Annotated in this window: 15 protein-coding genes; 9 read left to right on the plus strand and 6 right to left on the minus strand. The window is 70.5% G+C overall.

The features are described 5' to 3' along the window. Positions 1-220: 220 nt before the first annotated feature. Together ACWIGI_RS20310 and ACWIGI_RS20315 are read left to right on the plus strand one after the other, a co-directional pair. A complete protein-coding gene (locus tag ACWIGI_RS20310) occupies positions 221-1,027 on the plus strand; it encodes a hypothetical protein (RefSeq protein ID WP_454203964.1) in 807 nt (268 codons plus the stop codon). 45 nt (positions 1,028-1,072) lie between these two features. Then, on the plus strand, positions 1,073-1,969 hold the full coding sequence (locus ACWIGI_RS20315; RefSeq protein ID WP_454203965.1) for a LysR substrate-binding domain-containing protein: 897 nt from the start codon (positions 1,073-1,075) through the stop codon (positions 1,967-1,969). Positions 1,970-2,085: 116 nt separating this feature from the next. Here ACWIGI_RS20315 and ACWIGI_RS20320 read toward each other — a convergent pair whose 3' ends face one another. Beyond that, positions 2,086-2,871 carry a metal-dependent transcriptional regulator gene (locus ACWIGI_RS20320; RefSeq protein ID WP_454203966.1) on the minus strand — a complete coding sequence of 262 codons (786 nt, stop codon included), beginning with the start codon at positions 2,869-2,871 and terminating at the stop codon, positions 2,086-2,088. Between the two features lie 164 nt (positions 2,872-3,035). On the opposite strand from ACWIGI_RS20320, the gene ACWIGI_RS20325 reads away from it, so the two are divergent. The 4 genes from ACWIGI_RS20325 to ACWIGI_RS20340 all read left to right on the plus strand — a co-directional run bounded on the left by ACWIGI_RS20325 (position 3,036) and on the right by ACWIGI_RS20340 (position 8,670). Then, positions 3,036-4,022, plus strand: a complete 987-nt coding sequence (locus tag ACWIGI_RS20325) for a bifunctional riboflavin kinase/FAD synthetase (RefSeq protein ID WP_454203967.1) — start codon at positions 3,036-3,038, stop codon at positions 4,020-4,022. A gap of 138 nt (positions 4,023-4,160) precedes the next feature. Then, positions 4,161-4,430: a 30S ribosomal protein S15 gene (gene rpsO / locus ACWIGI_RS20330; RefSeq protein ID WP_454203968.1), complete on the plus strand. Its 270-nt coding sequence runs from the start codon at positions 4,161-4,163 to the stop codon at positions 4,428-4,430. Positions 4,431-4,927: 497 nt separating this feature from the next. Next, positions 4,928-7,189, plus strand: a complete 2,262-nt coding sequence (locus ACWIGI_RS20335) for a polyribonucleotide nucleotidyltransferase (RefSeq protein ID WP_454203969.1) — start codon at positions 4,928-4,930, stop codon at positions 7,187-7,189. A gap of 116 nt (positions 7,190-7,305) precedes the next feature. Continuing rightward, entirely contained in the window at positions 7,306-8,670 is a 1,365-nt protein-coding gene (locus ACWIGI_RS20340; protein ID WP_454203970.1) for a M16 family metallopeptidase, read from the plus strand. A gap of 215 nt (positions 8,671-8,885) precedes the next feature. Here ACWIGI_RS20340 and ACWIGI_RS20345 read toward each other — a convergent pair whose 3' ends face one another. Next, entirely contained in the window at positions 8,886-10,430 is a 1,545-nt protein-coding gene (locus tag ACWIGI_RS20345; RefSeq protein ID WP_454203971.1) for an acyl-CoA synthetase, read from the minus strand. Positions 10,431-10,571: 141 nt separating this feature from the next. On the opposite strand from ACWIGI_RS20345, the gene ACWIGI_RS20350 reads away from it, so the two are divergent. Next, a complete protein-coding gene (locus ACWIGI_RS20350) occupies positions 10,572-11,732 on the plus strand; it encodes a PucR family transcriptional regulator (RefSeq protein ID WP_454203972.1) in 1,161 nt (386 codons plus the stop codon). Positions 11,733-12,250: 518 nt separating this feature from the next. On the opposite strand, the gene ACWIGI_RS20355 is transcribed toward ACWIGI_RS20350, so the two are convergent. Next, a complete protein-coding gene (locus ACWIGI_RS20355; RefSeq protein WP_454203973.1) occupies positions 12,251-13,504 on the minus strand; it encodes a lipase family protein in 1,254 nt (417 codons plus the stop codon). 97 nt (positions 13,505-13,601) lie between these two features. Here ACWIGI_RS20355 and ACWIGI_RS20360 point away from each other — a divergent pair, with 97 nt between their 5' ends. Then, a complete protein-coding gene (locus tag ACWIGI_RS20360; protein WP_454203974.1) occupies positions 13,602-15,185 on the plus strand; it encodes a VWA domain-containing protein in 1,584 nt (527 codons plus the stop codon). Between the two features lie 338 nt (positions 15,186-15,523). Here the strand turns inward: ACWIGI_RS20360 and ACWIGI_RS20365 are convergent, their stop codons facing one another. From ACWIGI_RS20365 to ACWIGI_RS20375, 3 genes are all read right to left on the minus strand, one after another. After that, positions 15,524-16,210: an SMI1/KNR4 family protein gene (locus ACWIGI_RS20365; protein ID WP_454203975.1), complete on the minus strand. Its 687-nt coding sequence runs from the start codon at positions 16,208-16,210 to the stop codon at positions 15,524-15,526. Between the two features lie 144 nt (positions 16,211-16,354). Beyond that, positions 16,355-16,864 carry a GNAT family N-acetyltransferase gene (locus ACWIGI_RS20370; RefSeq protein WP_454203976.1) on the minus strand — a complete coding sequence of 170 codons (510 nt, stop codon included), beginning with the start codon at positions 16,862-16,864 and terminating at the stop codon, positions 16,355-16,357. A 31-nt stretch (positions 16,865-16,895) separates the two neighbouring features. Further along, positions 16,896-17,237 (minus strand): ArsR/SmtB family transcription factor, encoded by a 342-nt coding sequence (locus tag ACWIGI_RS20375; RefSeq protein ID WP_454203977.1) that lies wholly within the window; start codon positions 17,235-17,237, stop codon positions 16,896-16,898. A gap of 93 nt (positions 17,238-17,330) precedes the next feature. Here ACWIGI_RS20375 and ACWIGI_RS20380 point away from each other — a divergent pair, with 93 nt between their 5' ends. Beyond that, positions 17,331-18,578, plus strand: coding sequence for an MFS transporter (locus ACWIGI_RS20380; RefSeq protein ID WP_454203978.1), 1,248 nt, complete (start codon positions 17,331-17,333; stop codon positions 18,576-18,578). Positions 18,579-18,706 lie beyond the last annotated feature (128 nt).

Genomic DNA, 18,706 nt, shown 5'->3' on the forward strand with positions numbered 1-18,706 from the left:
CCCCATCGGCCCGCCGTTCGGCGTGGCGGGCCGATTCCCCGCGATCGCGATACACGCGCGAGCGTGCCCGTTCATCATGTCGATGACCATGTTCGGGCGAGTGTCGCTGTCGGAAAGGGGTATTGCCGAGGTAATTCCGGGTCCCCGGACCGGCGACGGACCGGCATCGGGGGCGGCTCCAAGGACGGTTGCGATGTACGTTTCCAGGTTTGTACAGGCAGTGCTCACTCTCGGTGTCGTGGTGGCCGCCACGGCCTGCGGCACCACGGACCCGCCGTCGGGTGACGGCACGACCTCGACGGTGAGCGTCACCGAGACGGCGCCGGTGACCTCGTCCGGCTCCGGCGCGCCGACCACGCCGGGGGCGCCCGGCGCGCCGAACACCTGGTCGCTCACCTCGGTCTCCAAGACCACTGCTCCGCCGGGCGGCCAGCCGACCACCCCGGCCAACGGCGCGGTCGCGATCCGCACCGCCACCCTGGGCGGCACCGCGATTCCCTATGTGCCGGTGCACCTGCGGCTCTACCGGCCCTGCGATCCGGCCACCCACGATCTGCCCGAGGGCACCCCGGAGAGCCAGCGCTGGGACGCGGTGACCGACATCGACGGCCAGGCCGTGTTCTCGGTTCCGGTGGGCTGCTACCGCTTCGGCATGGATCCGCCCGTGGGCACCAACCCCGCGCCGGAGGGGCTGCACACCCTGTTCGTGGAAACGGCCGGGCAGGTGGTGAACGGCCGCTTGCGATTCCAGGATCCCGCGCCGCAGCCGCTGTGCGCGTCCCAGGCCATCGTGCACGATCTGGCGGTGGAGGAGGGCCTGCGCAAGGCGACCCCGACGGTCACCGACTGCGACGGCTCCTGGGCGGTCATCTCCTGGAACGTGCCGGGCGACAGTCAGCGAATCGTGCACCGCGGCACCGATTTCGGCTGGAAGAACTACGTCGTCTTCCCGCACCAGGTGTGCCTGGACAAGGCCAAGACGGACGGCGTCCCCGCGCCGCTGCACAAGTACTTCTCACCCTGCTGACCGGCTCGGCCCCGAACCGACACCTGAGCCGCCTACAGTGCATGGGTGGTCGAATTGCGGCAGTTGCGGTACTTCGTTGCGGTGGCCGAGGAACTGCACTTCCGCCGTGCCGCGGAACGCCTGTTCATCTCGACCCCCACGCTGAGTCAGCAGATTCGGGCCGTGGAGCGAGATGTGGGCGGGCCGTTGCTGATTCGCGGTTCGCAGGGGGTCGAGCTCACCGCCGCCGGTGAGGTGCTGCTGAAGGCCGCCCGGGGCGTGCTCGAGGCCGCGGAGGCCGCGATGCGCGAGACCCGGGCGGTCGCCGATCCCGAACGCGCCCTGCTGCGCCTCGGACTGGTGAACGGGGCCCCGCGCTGGCTGGCCACGCGCATCGAGACGCTGCTCGAAACCCGCGAACCCGGTGCGCGCGTTCGGCTCACCGGGGGACCGGCCACCGATCAGCTACGCCTGCTCGACCGCGAGGACGTGGACGTGGCGGTGTTGCGCCTGCCGGTCCGCCTGCCCGATCACCTGGTGTCCACGCCGCTGGCGGCCGAGGAGCTCGGCATCATCATGTCGCGCGAACACCCCCTGGCCGCCGGTGCGCACATCGAGCCCGCCCAGCTGCGCGACCGTGAACTGATCATGTTCCCCCGAAACACCGCCCCCGAGTTGCACGACAGCCTGCTCGCCCAGTTGCGCGACCTCGGCGCGGCCGTGATGCTCAGCGCGCTGGCGGTCGGTCAGGCGCAACTGCTCGCCCTGCTGCCGCTGCGCCCCGCGGCGATCGGGCTCGGCTCGGCCCGCGCGGCCGCGGCGACCCCGGGCCTGGCCTGGCGACCGCTGCGCCCCCGCCCGCTGACCATCACCTACATCGCCGCCTGGCGTCCCGCCGCACGCAACTCGGTCCTGCACGCGCTCGCGGAAGCGCTCACCGGCGGCTGTCAGCCCGCCCCGTGATCCATTGTCGGGCAACGCGGTTCGGTTGACACCGGATCAAAAGGGGCGCGCGGGTGCAGGTGCTTGCCGCCCGGGTACCGGCGAATATCCCGCCGCGTGAGCAACGCGCGGGGGACTCAGTTCTCGCTGGTGAGCCAGATCGCCTCGGCCGCGATGCTGCCGAGGTCGATCGTGCGCTCCTGATCCACCCGCACCGCGATCGTTCCCGCGAAATCGCGCCGCTCCACCACCGCGATCGGGGTGTCCAGGGCGATCCCGAGCGAGTCGAAGTACCGCAGCATGGCCGGATCGGAATCGGAGATCCGCGCCACCCGGCCGGATTCCCCGTCGCGGAAGTCGCTGAGCTGGCGCGCGGGCGGGGTCGGCACCGCGCCGTCCACCGAGGGAATCGGGTCGCCGTGCGGATCCCGGTCGGGGTAGCCGAGTTTGGCGTCGATGCGCGCCATCAGGGTCTCCGACACCGCGTGCTCGAGCACCTCGGCCTCGTCGTGCACCTCGTCCCAGCCGTACCCGAGTTCGTTGACCAGGAAGGTCTCGATGAGCCGATGCCGGCGCACCATGGCGACCGCGGCCTTGCTGCCGTCCTCGGTGAGGGTGATCGCGCCGTAGCGCGCGTGCTCGACCAGACCCTGGTCGGCGAGTTTGCGGACGGCCTCGGAGACCGTCGAGGCCGACACGCCGATGCGCTCGGCCAGCAGTTTGGTGGTGACCTTCTCCTGCGGCGACCACTCCTGCGCGGTCCAGATCACCTTCAGGTAATCCTGGGCGACCGAGGACAACACGGGGGCGACGCTGTTCGCGGTGGCGGCGGTGATCGCGGCTTCGGAAGGCGCGGACGGATCGGCCAGCTCGCGGCGCGTGGCGATGTCTCGTTTTCCGGGCACGTACTCGAGCTTAGGCATACCTGGTCCGGTTTCACACATTGGCGCGCCCGCTGGTAGATCAGCTGCGAGGCGCGTGTGAACGGGCGGTGACGGGCGTGGCGTCCACGTGAACTTCCGGGCCGTCCGGGTATTCGACCGAGGCGAGAATACTGTCTGTGACGCGCTTTGCGTAGGCTTCCGGTGTGCAGAGATGGCGAAGTCTCGATGAGATGCCCGCGGAGTGGGGCCGATGCGTGCTCACGATCGGGGTGTTCGACGGCGTGCACCGCGGTCACGCCCAGCTCATCAGCCGTGCGGTGAAATCCGCTGCGGTCCGGGGTGTTCCGTCGGTGCTCATGACATTCGATCCGCACCCGCTCGAGGTGATCCGGCCGGGCTCGCATCCGGCGCAGCTCTCGACGCTGCCGCGCCGCGCGGAGCTGGCCCGGGAACTGGGCATCGACGTCTTCGTGGTCATGCCGTTCACCCGCGAGTTCATGAAGCTCACCCCCGAGCAGTACGTCGAAGAACTTCTCGTGAACAAGCTCCATGTCTCCGAGGTCGTGGTCGGGGACAACTTCACCTTCGGCAAGCAGGCCGCGGGCACCGTCGAGACCATGCGCGAGCTGGGCGGTCGCTACGGCTTCGACGTGGACGCGGTGCAGCTGCTCGGCGAGCACGCGGTCACCTTCTCCTCCACCTATATCCGTTCCTGCCTGCTCGCCGGTGACGTGGCCGCGGCCGCCGAGGCGCTGGGCCGCCCGCACCGGGTCGAGGGCGAGGTCGTGCACGGCGACGGGCGCGGGCGCGGGCTCGGTTTCCCGACCGCCAACGTGAACCCGGTCCCGCACAGCGCGATCCCGGCCGACGGCGTCTACGCCGGCTGGTTCACCGTGCTGGACGAGCCCGGCGCGGTCCGCCGCCCGGCGGCCATCTCGGTCGGCACCAACCCGACCTTCGAGAGCGGCCGAAACCGCACGGTCGAGCCGCACATCCTCGATTTCGAGGGCGATCTGTACGGCAAGCACGTCGCGGTCGACTTCGTCGAGCAGTTGCGCGGCATGCGCCGGTTCGAGTCCATCGAGGAACTCGTCGAGGCCATCGGCGCCGACGTGGACGAGGCCCGCAAGGTGCTCACCGCGGACGCGGCCGAGAACGGCGTCGCGCGGAACCAGGCCGCCGAGCGGTAGCTCGCGCCCGGACCCGATTTCCGGTCCAGGTCAGCGGTCCGGTACCCTGGCTCGTCGGGTTTGCTGCGGTCCGCGGCGGCGCCCGCCCGGGTTCGTCCCGGTCCTTCGAGCGCGGACTGAGAAATCAGGAGTGAATCAGTGGCGTTGACCACCGAGCAGAAGAAGACCATCCTGGCCGAGTACGGTCTGCACCCGACCGACACCGGTTCCCCGGAGGCGCAGATCGCGCTGCTGTCCAAGCGGATCGCCGACCTGACCGAGCACCTCAAGAAGCACAAGCACGACCACCACACCCGGCACGGTCTGCTCGCGCTGATCGGTCGTCGTCGTCGCCTCTCGAAGTACCTGCAGGCCAAGGACATCAACCGCTACCGTTCGCTCATCGAGCGTCTCGGCCTGCGTCGTTGATCGTCGCGACACCACGTCGCTGATCTTCGTGACACCCGTGTCGCACGTGTGCGACACGACGGGCAGTTTTCCCCGCCTGGGCGGGGACGAGCCCATGACTACCTCGGGTAGTTGACGAACCGGCCAGCGGGGAGGCATAGAATCTCCTCGTTGGCCTTTCGTGCATCTGGTGAACGCTGCCCGATGCACGCCAACAGAGCCGTATGCACCCGTCGCGTGGCGTCGGTCTTCGGTAGTGGCTTTTCGGCGCGCAAGCAAGAGGATGAACGAACGCGCCGCCGGAGAGCTTCGATCGATGACCGCCTCTGCGTCGCCGTTTCCAGCCCCGGAACAGCCGGGGGGAGACGGCCGGGTGTGCGCCCGGTGGCCAGGAGGGCCGCCGCGCGCCCGAGCCGGGTACTGCTCACCCCCTGTCAAGGGGACACAACAGCCGGGATCGCCCCTGTGCACGGCACGGGCGCTCGAACTCGGCGAAGACGAGAGGTTGAGAGAAGAGAATGACCGAAACAGTGACCAGTTCCGCCGCCGAGGTCGAGCCCGGCGTATTCGAGTCCGTCGCCCTGATCGACAACGGCAGCTACGGCACTCGCACCATCCGTTTCGAGACCGGCCGCCTGGCCAAGCAGGCCGCCGGCTCCGTCGTCGCCTACCTGGACGACGAGACCATGCTGCTGTCGGCGACCACCGCCGGTAAGCACCCCAAGGACCAGTTCGACTTCTTCCCGCTGACGGTGGACGTCGAGGAGCGCATGTACGCCGCGGGCCGCATCCCCGGCTCGTTCTTCCGTCGCGAGGGCCGTCCCTCCACCGACGCGATCCTGACCTGCCGCCTGATCGACCGGCCGCTGCGCCCGTCCTTCGTCGACGGCCTGCGCAACGAGATCCAGGTCGTCGTGACCGTCATGTCCCTGGATCCCAAGGACCTGTACGACGTCGTGGCCATCAACGCCGCCTCCGCCTCGACCCAGCTCGCGGGCCTGCCGTTCTCCGGCCCCGTCGCCGGTGTGCGCGTCGCCCTGATCGGTGACCAGTGGGTCGCGTTCCCGACCGTCGAGCAGCTCGAGGGCGCCGTGTTCGACATGGTCGTCGCCGGCCGCGTCGTCGAGGGTGACGTCGCGATCATGATGGTCGAGGCCGAGGCCACCGACAAGGTGCTCGCCCTGGTCGCCGACGGCGCCACCGCGCCGACGGAAACCGTTGTGGCGCAGGGCCTCGAGGCCGCCAAGCCGTTCATCGCCCGCCTGTGCAAGGCGCAGTCCGACCTGGCCGCGCTCGCCGCCAAGGAGACCGCCGAGTACCCGGTCTTCCTGCCGTACCAGTCCGACGTGTTCGAGGCCGTGCTCGGCACCGCCAAGTCGGAGCTGAACGAGGCGCTGTCCATCGCGGGCAAGCACGAGCGCGAGGATCGCATCGACGAGATCAAGCTCGATGTGCTCTCCAGCCTGGCCGAGACCTTCGAGGGTCGCGAGAAGGAGATCGGCGCGGCCTTCCGCTCGGTCACCAAGAAGCTCGTGCGCCAGCGCATCCTGACCGACGGCTTCCGCATCGACGGCCGCGGTCTGGCCGACATCCGCGCCCTGTCCGCCGAGGTCGCGGTCGTGCCGCGCGCCCACGGTTCGGCGCTGTTCGAGCGTGGCGAGACCCAGATCCTGGGCGTCACCACCCTGGACATGGTCAAGATGGCGCAGCAGGTCGACTCCCTCGGGCCCGAGACCTCCAAGCGCTACATGCACCACTACAACTTCCCGCCGTACTCCACCGGTGAGACCGGCCGCGTGGGCTCGCCCAAGCGTCGCGAGATCGGCCACGGCGCCCTCGCCGAGCGCGCCCTGATGCCGGTGCTGCCGTCGCAGGAGGAGTTCCCGTACGCCATCCGTCAGGTGTCGGAAGCGTTGTCCTCCAACGGTTCCACCTCGATGGGCTCGGTCTGCGCCTCGACCCTGTCGCTGCTGAACGCCGGTGTGCCGCTCAAGGCCCCCGTCGCCGGTATCGCCATGGGCCTGGTGTCGGACACCATCAAGAACGACAAGGGCGAGGACGAGGTCCGCTACGTCGCGCTGACCGACATCCTGGGCGCCGAGGATGCCTTCGGCGACATGGACTTCAAGGTCGCCGGCACCCCGGAGTTCGTGACCGCGCTGCAGCTGGACACCAAGCTCGACGGCATCCCGTCGCAGGTGCTGGCCGGTGCGCTGAACCAGGCCAAGGACGCCCGTCTGACCATCCTGGATGTCATGGCCGAGGCCATCAACACCCCGGACGACATGAGCCCCTACGCTCCCCGCGTCACCGCGATCAAGATCCCGGTCGACAAGATCGGTGAGGTCATCGGGCCCAAGGGCAAGGTCATCAACCAGATCACCGAGGAAACCGGCGCCAACATCTCGATCGAGGATGACGGCACCGTCTACGTCGGTGCGACCAACGGCCCCGCGGCGCAGGCGGCGATCGATCTGATCAACGCCATCGCGAACCCGCAGCTGCCGAAGGTCGGCGAGCGCTTCCTGGGCACGGTCGTCAAGACCACCGCCTTCGGCGCGTTCGTCTCGCTGCTGCCGGGCCGCGACGGCCTGGTCCACATCTCGAAGCTGGGCAACGGCAAGCGGGTCGCGAAGGTCGAGGACGTGGTGAACGTCGGCGACAAGATCCGCGTCGAGATCGCCGACATCGACAACCGCGGCAAGATCTCGCTGGTTCCGGTCGACGAGGACGCGGACACCGCGGACACCGCTGTCGCCGCCGAAGTCGCGGCCGAGTGATTGTCGGTTCTCTGACGTAAGGTTCTGTGGCCCCCTGCTCCGGAAACGGAGCAGGGGGCCACGAGCTTTCGCGGATTCGCGAAAATATCGGTCATCGCTCATGCGGGTTGGGAAGCATGGTTCGGAAGAAGGACACTCCACTGTCGGGTAAGAGTTCTGCGTTGGTCCGCTCCGCCGCCGAGGCGCCGTTCGCCGATACCGGCGTGCGGAAAACCGTGCTGCCCGGCGGGCTTCGGGTGGTCACCGAGCACGTGCCCGGGGTCCGCTCGGCCTCCATCGGGGTGTGGGTCGGGGTCGGTTCCCGGGACGAGGGTTCCTCGGTCGCGGGCGCCGCGCACTTCCTCGAACACCTGCTGTTCAAGGCCACGCCCACCCGGTCGGCGCTCGATATCGCGCAGTCCATGGACGCGGTCGGCGGTGAGCTCAACGCCTTCACCGCCAAGGAACAGACCTGCTACTACGCGCACGTCATCGACGAGGATCTGTCGATGGCCATCGATCTGGTGACCGACGTGGTGCTCAACGGCCTGTGCCGGGCCGAGGACGTCGCGGTCGAGCGCCAGGTCGTGCTGGAGGAGATCTCCATGCGCGACGACGACCCCGAGGACATGGTCGGCGACGCCTTCCTGAGCGCGCTGTTCGGCGATCATCCGATCGGCCGCCCGGTCATCGGCAGCGTGGAGTCCATCGAGACGATGGGCGCGGCCCAGCTGCGCTCGTTCCATCAGCGCCGGTACCGCCCGGACCGCATGGTGGTCGCGGTGGCGGGCAACATCGAACACGAGCACACGGTGGAGCTGGTGCACCGCGCCTTCGCCGCCCGGCTCGATCCGGTGCGCGAGCCCGCGCCGCGGCGCGAGGGCAAGTTCCGCCCGCGCGCCGATCCGGAGCTGATCCGCATGTACCGCGACAGCGAGCAGGCGCACCTGGTGTTCGGCACCCGCGCGTTCGGCAGGCACGAGGGCCACAAGCGCTGGCCGCTCTCGGTGCTCAACACCGTGCTCGGCGGCGGGCTGAGTTCGCGGCTGTTCCAGCGTATTCGGGAGGAGCGCGGCCTGGCGTACTCGGTGTACTCCAGCGTCGACACCTTCGCCGATACCGGCGCGTTCTCGGTGTACCTGGGCTGCCAGCCCGAAAACCTCGGCCAGGTGGCCAAACTCGCGCGCGATGTGCTGAAAGATGTTGCCGTGAACGGCATCACCGATGCCGAATGTGCCCGCGCCAAGGGTTCCCTGCGCGGCGGGCTGGTGCTGGGCCTGGAGGATTCGGGCTCGCGCATGAACCGCATCGGGCGCAGCGAACTCAGCTACGGCAATCACCGCAGCGTCTCGGAGACCCTCGCGCGTATCGACGAGGTGACCACCGACGAGGTGTCGCGGATCGCCGCCACGCTGCTGTCGCGGCCCTTCGGCGCGGCGGTGGCGGGACCGTACCGGCGCAACCGCGACCTGCCGGCCGTGGTCCGGCGGCTGGTCGAATAGCGCGTAAAGCGTGCAAAGGCCGTGTGCCGCAACCGGCTCGGGTTGCGGCACACGGCCTTTTCGGTGCGATGAGCCCGACGGGTTCGGGCTCGAATCCGACCGCGGCGACGGGGCCGTTGTGCGGCAGGTCGAGGCACATCGCGCGGGGTGACGTCCCAACCTCGCCACCCCGACGCGTTGGGCCGGGATCCCATCCGGCCCAACGGAACCCGGCGTCAGTGCACCTGGCGACCGGTGGCGTCCCAGTACTTCGCGCGCAGATCGCGCTTGAGGATCTTGCCCGCGCCGGACACCGGTAGGGCGTCGACGATTTCGATCGTGCGCGGGGCCTTGTAGCCCGCGATCAGGGCCTTCACGTGCTCGCGCAGGTCCTCGGCGGTCAGGCTCGCGCCCGGCTGGCACACGATCACCGCGTGCACCCGCTCGCCCCATTCCTCGTCCGGCACACCGATGACCGCGCAGGCCGCGACGGCGGGATGCCCGGCGACCGCGTTCTCCACCTCGGCGGAGTACACGTTCTCGCCGCCGGTGACGATCATGTCCTTGAGCCGGTCCACGATGTAGACGTAGCCCTCGGGGTCCATGTAGCCGCCGTCGCCGGTGTGCATCCAGCCGTCCCGCACCGCGGTCGCGGTCTCCTCGGCCTTGTTCCAGTAGCCGAGCATGACGTGCCCGCCGGCGACGGTGATCTCACCGACCGTGCCGCGCGGCACCTCCGCGCCGTCGGCGTCGACGATGCGAATCTCGCTGTGCGGCGCCGCGCGACCGGCCGAGCGCAGTTTGCCCGCGGCGTGATCGGCCGGGCCGAGCAGGGTGGCGATGGGCGCGAGCTCGGTCATCCCGTACGCCTGGGTGAAGCCGGCCTGCGGGAACGCCTTCATCGCGCGTTCGAGTACGGGCGCGGAAATCGGTGAGGCGCCGTACATCACGTGCTCGACGCTGGACAGGTCGTGGTCACCGATCGCGGGGTGGTCGGCCAGCACCTGGATCATGAGCGGCACCAGCACGGTGTCGGTGACGCGATGGGTCTCGATGGCGGACAGCACCGCGACGGGGTCGAACATCGGGATCATGACGTGGGTGCCGCCGAGCATGAGCGCGCCGTACCAGCCGGCCAGATCCGCGAGATGGAACATGGGCGCCACGTGCAGGAATCGCCCGCGCGGGGCGAACAGGAAGCCGCTGGACACCCCGCCCAGCGCGGAGGTCGCGAGGTTGTTGTGGCTGAGCATGACGCCCTTGGGGAAGCCGGTGGTTCCGCCGGTGTAGAACACCCCGGCCAGGGCCTCGCCGCCGCGACGGGCGTCGGGAATCGGGGTGGCGGCCGCGATCAGCTCCTCGTAGGCGAGCAGTCCCTCGGGGGTCGGCTGCGCGCCGCCGTGAATGACCGCGCGCAGTTCGGGACAGCGCTCGGTGATGGCGGGCACCATGGCCGCGAAGGCGTCGTCGACCACGAGCACCTCGGTGCCCGAATCCCGCAGCGAGTACGCGATCTCGTCCGGGCTCCAGCGGGTGTTGACCGGATTGAGCACGGCGTCGGCCCACGGCACCGCGAGCAGGTACTCGTGGTAGCGATCGGAGTTGAGCGCGAGCATGGCCACCCGGTCGCCGGACCCGACCCCCAGCTCACGCAGCGCGCCGGCGAACCGCGCGACGCGGTCCTTGGTCTCGGCGAAGGTGCGGGTGCGGTCGCCGCAGATGGTCATGGGCGCGTCGGGGTGCTGCTGGGCGCCTCGGTGCAGGCCCTGGGTCAAGTACATCGGGATCCTTCGTCGAACAGCGATGGTCGGTGTGACGAGTATCGCCGCGGGGGTGTGACCTGGGCCATGGAGAAGGAGCCGGACTATGACTTGTCCGTTTTGTTGGTTTTTCCAAAGGGTGGACGTAGCCTCGGCAGTGCTATGACAGCCGCCAGGGATGCCTCGAGATCGCCGGCCAAGCGTCGGCTGGCCGCGCACGTGCTCGGCCACTCCGAGCAGCTCGCCGCCCGGGTGGTCGCGCGCGCCCGCGCCGAGATGCCCGCCTACGCGGCCCTGCCCACCGCGTCGACGGTCACCGCGACCGTCGGCATCCTGTCCCGGCTGCTGATCGCGCTGCGCGACGGCGGCCCGCTCGGCGCGGACGACCTGCGCGCCATCCGCGAGTTCGGGGAAACCCGTGCCCGGCAGGGCATTTCACTGGCCGAGGTGCAGAACGGCTGGCGCATCGCGGTGCGCGAGCTGCTGGACGACTTCACCGAATCCGGCCGGACCGTGCGGGTCGGGCCGCGCGCGATGCTGGAGCTGACCCACGATCTGCTCGAGATCGTGGACGAGGCGGCCGGGCACTACACCGGCGGGCATCGCGACGTCGAGATCGAACTGGCCCAGCACGATCGGGATCAGCGCGCCGAGTACGCGCGCGGGCTCCTGCTCGGCGGGCTCGGTCCCGCCGACATCCATATCGGCGCGCAGAACTACGGTCTCGATGTCGAGCGCTCCTACCGGGCCTTTCGCGCGCGGCCGGACGATCGGGCCGCCGGGTCGGCCCTGCGCCTGGTGCTGCGCGGCGAGCCCCCTCGCGCCCTGCGCGGCCTCGACACCGTCGTCGACGGCGACCTGGCGGGCTTCCTGGAGAGCGGCCACCCGGTGGAGACGACCGGCCTGGTCGGCCTCGGCCCGCCGGTCCGGCTCGGCGAGCTCGACCGCTCGTTCCGGTTGGCGAGCCGGATGCTGTCCACCGCGCAGGTGTACGGCCGCACCGGCGCCGCGGACCTGGGCGCCCTCGGCGTGCTGCCCGCCGTGCTGGCCGACAGCGATCTCGGCGAGGAGCTGGCCCGCCGCTACCTCGATCCGCTGGGCGCCGGCGATCAGGCGCGCACCGTGATCGACACCGTGGAACGGTTCTTCGACCTCGGTATGCGCGTGGAGGCGACCGCCGACGCCCTGATCGTCCACCAGAACACCGTGCGCTACCGCCTGTCCCGCTTCGAGGAACTGACCGGGGCGGACCTGCGCACCCCCCACTCCGCCGTCCAGATCTGGTGGGCGATCCAGCACCGCCGCGCCCACCCCCGCCCCTGACGGGTCGCGTGCCGGGCTCGCGCCGCGCGACCCGATTCGCGCCGAGGGGTGTCGGCCGAGCGTGCGTCCGAACCGGCTGTGCGAGAAAGCCGCTCGCTCGGGCGCCACGTGGCGTCCGGCGTCGACTGGCGGTCGCTCTGGCACTCGGGCCGCTGCAGCGCCCGCCGAGCCCGCGCCGCCCTCCACTCTCGTTCTGCCTCGAGTTCGACACAGCATCTGCCGAGCAGGCGCGGTCTGCCAATCGAGTCAGGCGGCCGGCGCCCGCGGCGGTGCTCGCCGAAATGCCTGGCAGGCCAGGGCACGGCCACTCGGGTATGTGCCGGACCCGCGGTCTCGTGCCGACGACCGCCGGATGGTGCTGCCGACCGCCGAGCCGCTGCGCGAGGGGCCCCGCGTCCGGTCGGCGTCGCCGCTGCCCACGGGCCGGCGTGCTCGACCACGCCGTCCGTGTCGGCGGCGTGGGTGCCGTCCGCGAGTGGCCTAGGGCCGGAGATGTGTTGTGGGCGTACTGGTCCGGGTTACTGGCAGCCCTGCGCAGCCGGGACGCCGGCGAAGCGTTCGTCCAGGAAGTGCAGGGCGTCGGCGACGCCGCTCAGGGCCGAGACCAGGTGGGTGGGGGTGCTGGTGCGGACATAGCTCACGCGGGCGCCGGCGCCGCACCAGGCGGCTACCGCGGCGTCGGTGCCCGCGATCGGGAGGGAGTCGTCGCCGGTGGAGTGCCAGACGAAGGCGGGGGCGCCGGGGGTGTTGGCGTCGAGGCGGAAGCGGTTGGCCAGGGCGGTGATTCGGGGATGGGTGGCCAGGCCGGGGGCGGCGGCGTAGTCGTCGAGGTGGCTGAAGGCGTACTTGCTCCCGAAATCGTGGCCGCAGGCGCGCCGGTTCTGCGCCAGGGCCGTGCGGCCGCGCTCGTTGAGCAGGGCGGGGATGTTCGCCTCGGGCGCGATGCGATCCAGCGCGGACAGCGTCAGCAGGCCGAGCCCGGCGCTGTAGGTGCCGCTGGTGGATCGCAGCGCGCTGATCAGATCGGCGGGCAGCCCGCCCATGGCGACCCCGGCCACGGGGAGTTCGGGGGCGTACTCCGGCTGGGCCCCGGCCGCGAAGCTGGTGGCGTAGCCGCCGCCGGAGTAGCCGAGCAGGCCCACGGGGGAGGCGCCCAGACCGGCCGGGGCGAACGCGCGGGCCGCGCGGATGCCGTCCAGCACGCCGTGCGCGCCCTGCGGCCCATCCAGGAAGCGCTGGTCGGGGCCCTGGTAGTCCGGGAGCACGATGGCCCAGCCGCGGTGCAGCAGGGCGAGGGCGCCCAGGGCCTCGCCGTTGGTGTTGTTGAACCCGGCGGCGAACGCGGCTCGGACGGAATAGGAAGTGGTGCAGTCGATTCCGAGGCTGTCCTCGGCGACCTGGTAGCTCAGCAGCGGGCGCGCGCCGGGGCCGGTCCAGGGCACGATGGGCACCGCGATCGTGACGACGCCGGTGCTCGGCGCGCCGTTCGCGTCCGAGGATCTGTACTGCACCTGCCACACCCGCAGCAGCGGCGCCGCGTCCACGCCGTACGGATCCACGGTGCGAGACTTGAGCACCGTGCCGTTGGCGTACGTGCCTAGATTCGGCGGGGCGTCGTAGAAGGAGTCGTGATCCGGCGTCGGAATCCGTTCCGCGGCAGCTGTTCCCGTCGCGACGGCCACCCCGGCGAACGCGGTGATCGTGACGGCGATCGCGGCGAACCAGCGCCGGATGGAGCCTGCGGATGTGGGGTTCGGCCGGGCAGGGATCATGGTTTCCTTCGACTTGCCGGATCAATTCGCGCAGCAGACTATGTGCTGTTCGCGAGGACGGTGTCGGGATTCGCGGGAAGCGGGCAGACTGACACGGGTGACGAACCTCAGCAAAGGTGCGAATGTGCCCGTTACCGCGAGTGCGGTGCGAGCGGTCCTGGCGTGGTCGGGCGGGGCAGGGGTACCCGATGTAGATGTGTCGGCGCTTCTACTCGGTCAGGACGGGCGGGTGCGTTCGGACGCGGATTTCGTGTTCTACAACCAGCCCGGACACGCCAGTGGCGCGGTACGCCATCTCGGCAAGCGCGACACCGTCGACGGCCTGGACGTGAATCTCGCGGCGGTCGAACCGGTCGTCGACCGAATCGCGGTGTGCGCCTCCGCCGATGGCGGTTCCTTCGGGCAGGTGCCCGGTCTGCACCTGCGCCTGCTGGACGCCGCGGGCGCGGAGATCGCCCGCTTCGACATCGCCGCGGGCGCCGAGACCGCCATGCTCTGCGGTGAGCTGTACCGTCGCGGCCCCGGCTGGAAGTTCCGCGCGGTCGGCCAGGGCTGGTCCAGCGGCTTAGCCGGCCTGGCAACCGATTTCGGCATCAGCGTCGACAAGGAGGAACCGCCGGTCCCGGCAGCGCCCCAGCACCCGGCTCCCGGATTCCCGCCCCCGGGCCAGGGTTTCGCGCCCCCGCCTCCGGCGGGCCAGGTACCGCCGCCCGCGCCGGGATTCCCGCCGCCGGGGCAGGGATACGCCCCACCCGCGCCGGGGTACGCGCCTCCACCAGCCGCGCCGGGTTTCGCGCCCCCGCCAGCCGCGCCGGGCTTCGCGCCGCCGCCTCCCGCGCCGGGGTACGCGCCGCCGCCCGGCCCGGGGATGGCTCCCGCGCCGGCCGCCGCCGGTGCGCCCGCGCCCGGCGTGCGCCTGACCAAGGGGGAGGAGCGGCTGCCGGTCGACATGCGCAAGCGGCTGTCGCTGCGCAAGGAGCAGGTGGCGGTCTCGCTCGCCAAACACGGTGTGCCGCAACTGACCGCGCGGGTGATCATCGTGCTGGACGCGTCCGGTTCGATGGCCATGCTCTACAGCAAGCAGGTGGTACACCGTGTCGTGGAGCGCATGGCGGCGGTGGCCGCGCAGCTCGACGACAACGGCACCATGGCCGCCTGGACGTTCGCCAGCAATTGCGCGCGCCTGCCCGATCTCACCATCGCCGATCTGCCGCAGTGGCTTTCGCTGCACGTGCGCGGCGGTGAGTTCAAGATCCTGCCCGGCTCGGGCCGCAAGAAGCTGCAACCCGGCCAGATCGATATGCGCAAGATAGGCATCCAGAACGAGGAGCAGAAGGTCATCGCGGAGGTGCGCGCCCAGGTCCGGCACGAACCGCTGCCGCTGCCGACCCTGGTGCTGTTCTTCTCCGACGGCGGCGTCTACAAGAACAACGAGATCGAGGCCGAACTCCGTGCAGCCGTGGAGGAACCGATCTTCTGGCAGTTCATCGGCCTGGGCAGCAAGGCGGGCTACGGCGTCCTCGAGCAACTGGACACCATGGCGGGCCGCCGCGTGGACAACGTCGGCTTCTTCGCCGTCGACGACATCGACACGGTCAGCGACGGCGAGCTCTACGACCGCCTGCTGGGCGAGTTCCCGTCCTGGATCAACGACGCCCGCCGGGCGGGCATCCTGCGCTGAGCTGCACGGGTTTCGCCCCGCGCGGCGTTGCCGCGCGGGGCCCGGTGCGGTCGAGTACGCCCGGTCCTGCCCGGATCAGCTTGTGCGGTGGCAGGTGTGGCTTCGGTCGGATGGCCGGCGAACGTACCAGCGGTTGAAGGTCGCCGGCCCACCGGAATCGACCAGCACCGAGTTCAGCTCGGCTACGTCCACCAGAATGCCGGACAACCGCTGCGGCGTTCGGCCCCAATCACCAGCCACGGTGACCGGGTCTGCGGGGACCGCGCAGATCCCGGTGTTGTACGACTTCGCACGGGACCGGGCCCGGATCAGTTTGTGCGGTGGCGGGTGGTGTGCGATCAGGTCGCGGGCTCTGATTCGGGGGATGTCAGTCGTTCGGCCTCGTCGAGCCAGCTCATGTACCAGCGGGTGAAGGTCATCGGCGCGCCGGAATCGTCCAGTAGCGGGGTCATTTCGGCCCCGTCGACGCGGTCGTCGGACCAGATCCGGCCCGCGTGCGGGCCGGTGATCACCAGCCACTGGCGCATGGCGCAGCCCAGGTGGCAGATCGCGGCGGCGCCCGCGGTCAGATCGTCGCTCCACCACACGGCGGTGTAGCGGTTGTCCCAGGCTTCGTAGACGAGATCGAACTCGTCCTCATCGTCGAAGTCCGCTTCATCAGGCTCCTCGGCGCGCAGGCCGGCGAGCAATTCCCGGTCCGGCCCGCGCGCGGGGAACGGTTCGGCCAGCCTGCCGAGTTCGGTCAGATCCGCGCCGTCGCCGTCCCAGCACCAGCGGCCGTCGACCCGCCGCACCGGGAACAACCCGTAGGACGGACCCGCGCCGCCCGCGCCGACCTCGAGCAGGAAGGCGCGGTAGTCCGCGGGCAACGGCGTGCCGATCTGCGCCTCGAGTTCGGCGACCTCGCCGGGCGACAGCACCGGTTCGAGCTCGAACCGGTGGCCCTGCATGCCGAAAACCGAGCTGTTCGCACGCCCGAGTGCCGCGACGCGCTCGCGCACGCCGTCCCAAATCCGATCGCTCACCCGCCGCAGCCTAGCCGTGGGTGCGGACTGCCGGGGGAGTCGTTTCGCCGCCGGAGCGGGTCCGCGGCCCGTCGCCCGGCGGGCGCGGGCGCACTGCGAACGGCGCGGTGGCGGCCCGCACCGACCAAGCGGCACCCTCAGGATTCAGAGGTCGCGCCGCATGACCGTGCGCGGCCAGCGATCCAGCCCGTACTCCGCTTCGCGGGTGCGAATCTTGCTCAGGCCGGGCGTCAGGTCCTCGTCGTCGATGATCTGGAAGCCCAGGCGCTCGTAATACGGTGCGTTCCAAGGCACTTCGACGAACGTGGTGAGCGTCAGCGCGCCGAGGCCGGCGTCGCGGGCGAACTGCCCCGCGTGTTCGATGAGTTCGCGGCCGATGCCCCGGCGCGCGGCGTCGGGGTGCACCGAGACCTGGCCGATGTGCTCGGTCTCGTCCACTTCCTCGCTGATCAGGTAGGCGATCGGGGTGTCACTGTCGTCGTCCACGGCCACCCAGGCGCGCCCCGCGCGGCGGTGTTCCTCCAGCATTTCGATGGTGGGCGGATCATCCTCCGCGATCTCGGTCATGCCTACGGTCCGGAAGGGTTCTCCGGCCGCGGCCTCGATGTGCTGAAGGGTGGGGAGGTCGTCGGATCTCGCCGCACGAATGCGCATTTTCCGAAACTAGCGCACCCGGGCGGCGGAATCACTCCGATACCCGGTTCGCCGCCCCCAGAACGGCGGACAGCAGTCCGGGCAGGGCGGCGTCGACGTCGTCGAACCGCAGGCGCTGGCAGGTCTGGCCGTCGATCATCACCCGTTCGGTGAGCCCGGCCTCGCGCAGGATCTTGAAGTGATGGGCGGCGGTCGACTTGCCGATGGTCTCGTACAGTGCCGAACAGCGCAGCGGTCCGCCGGCGTTGCCCAGGCGGCGGAGCATTTCCAGGCGCACCGGGTCCTGGAGCGCGCCCAGCACGGTCGGCAGCGGCGCCACCGGCAGGACGGCGGGCAGGGGGGACTCGTAATGCAGCGCTTCGATGTCTGCCATGAGCTACCTCACTCGGATATCGGGTTTGACGACGATCGAACCAGGAGTAGCGTCAGGTTCGATCATTATCAAACTTACCTGATGGAGGGTTCGATGGCAGCGTCAGTGACGCACCCGGGCCGGGTCGACACACAGGGCAGCCAAACGTGGGCGTACGCGCTGGTGCTGGCCGCCAGCGGAGTCGCGCTCGGGGTATCCGGCGCGCCCGCCCCGCTCTACGGCCTGTACCAGCAGGAGTGGCACTTCTCCCCGCTGACCACCACCTTCGTCTTCGCGGTCTACGCCGTCGCCGCGCTGGCCGCGGTCCTGGTCTCGGGCCGCATCTCCGACGTCGTCGGCCGAAAGCCGGTGCTGCTCGGCGCTTTCGGCATCATGATCGCGGGCCTGGTGGTCTTCCTGCTCGCGGACAACGTGGCCATGCTGCTGATCGCCCGCGCCCTGCACGGCACCGCGGTGGGCGCGATCGTGGTGGCCGGCGCGGCGGCGCTGCTGGATCTGCGGCCCCAGCGCGGCGCGCGGTCGGGTCAGCTCTCCGGGGTGGCCTTCAATGTCGGTATGGCCGTGGCGATTCTGGGTTCGGCGGTGCTGGCGCAGTACGCCCCGCATCCGCTGCGCACCCCGTACGTCATCATCACACTGGTCTGCCTGATCATCGCCGCGGGCGTGCTGCTGCTGCGCGAACCGCACACCGCGCGCACCAACGGCCGCATCCGGATCGCCAAACCCGCCGTGCCGCAGGAGATTCGCGGTGATTTCTGGTTCTCCGCGCTGGGCGTGATGGCCGCCTGGTCGGTGCTGGGGGTGCTGCTGTCGCTGTATCCCTCGCTGGCCGCGGCCCAGACCGGCATCCACAACCTGGTCTTCGGCGGCGCGGTGGTGGCCTCCACGGCGCTGGCCGGTGCGATCACACAGTTGTTCGCCACCGACATCCCGGCGCGCCGGGCCGCGATCGCCGGTGACATCGGCATGGCGGTGGCGCTGATGCTGACCATTCCGGCGCTGTCCACCGGTCGCTGGGGCCTGGTGCTGCTGGCCGGATTCGCGCTCGGCGCGACCTTCGGCCTGGGCTTCGGCGGATCGCTGCGCCACCTGTCCAACGTTGTGCCGCACCACAAGCGGGGCGAGACCATGTCGGCCTACTACCTGCTCGCCTACTCGGCCATGGCGCTGCCGACGGTGCTCGCGGGCTGGGCGGCCACGACCTGGGGCATCGAGAACATCTTCCCGTGGTTCGTCGGCGCGGTGGCCGTGGCCTGCCTGGGAGCGGCCGGTCTCGGGCTGCGGCGGCGAGTGGAGACGATCCCGGTCGCGGCCGAGGTCACCGAACCGCAACTGCCCTAGCGGGCCGATCGCCGGAGCCGTCGTCCCGCGACGGCCCACCGGCGCGAACCACGGCCTCGCGAGCCGGCGCCGGCGCGAAACGTACTGCCCGAGACCGCGTATCGGTCCAAGCTGTGCGTTTCGCGAAG

This window comes from Nocardia sp. NPDC055321 (genome assembly GCF_053645575.1).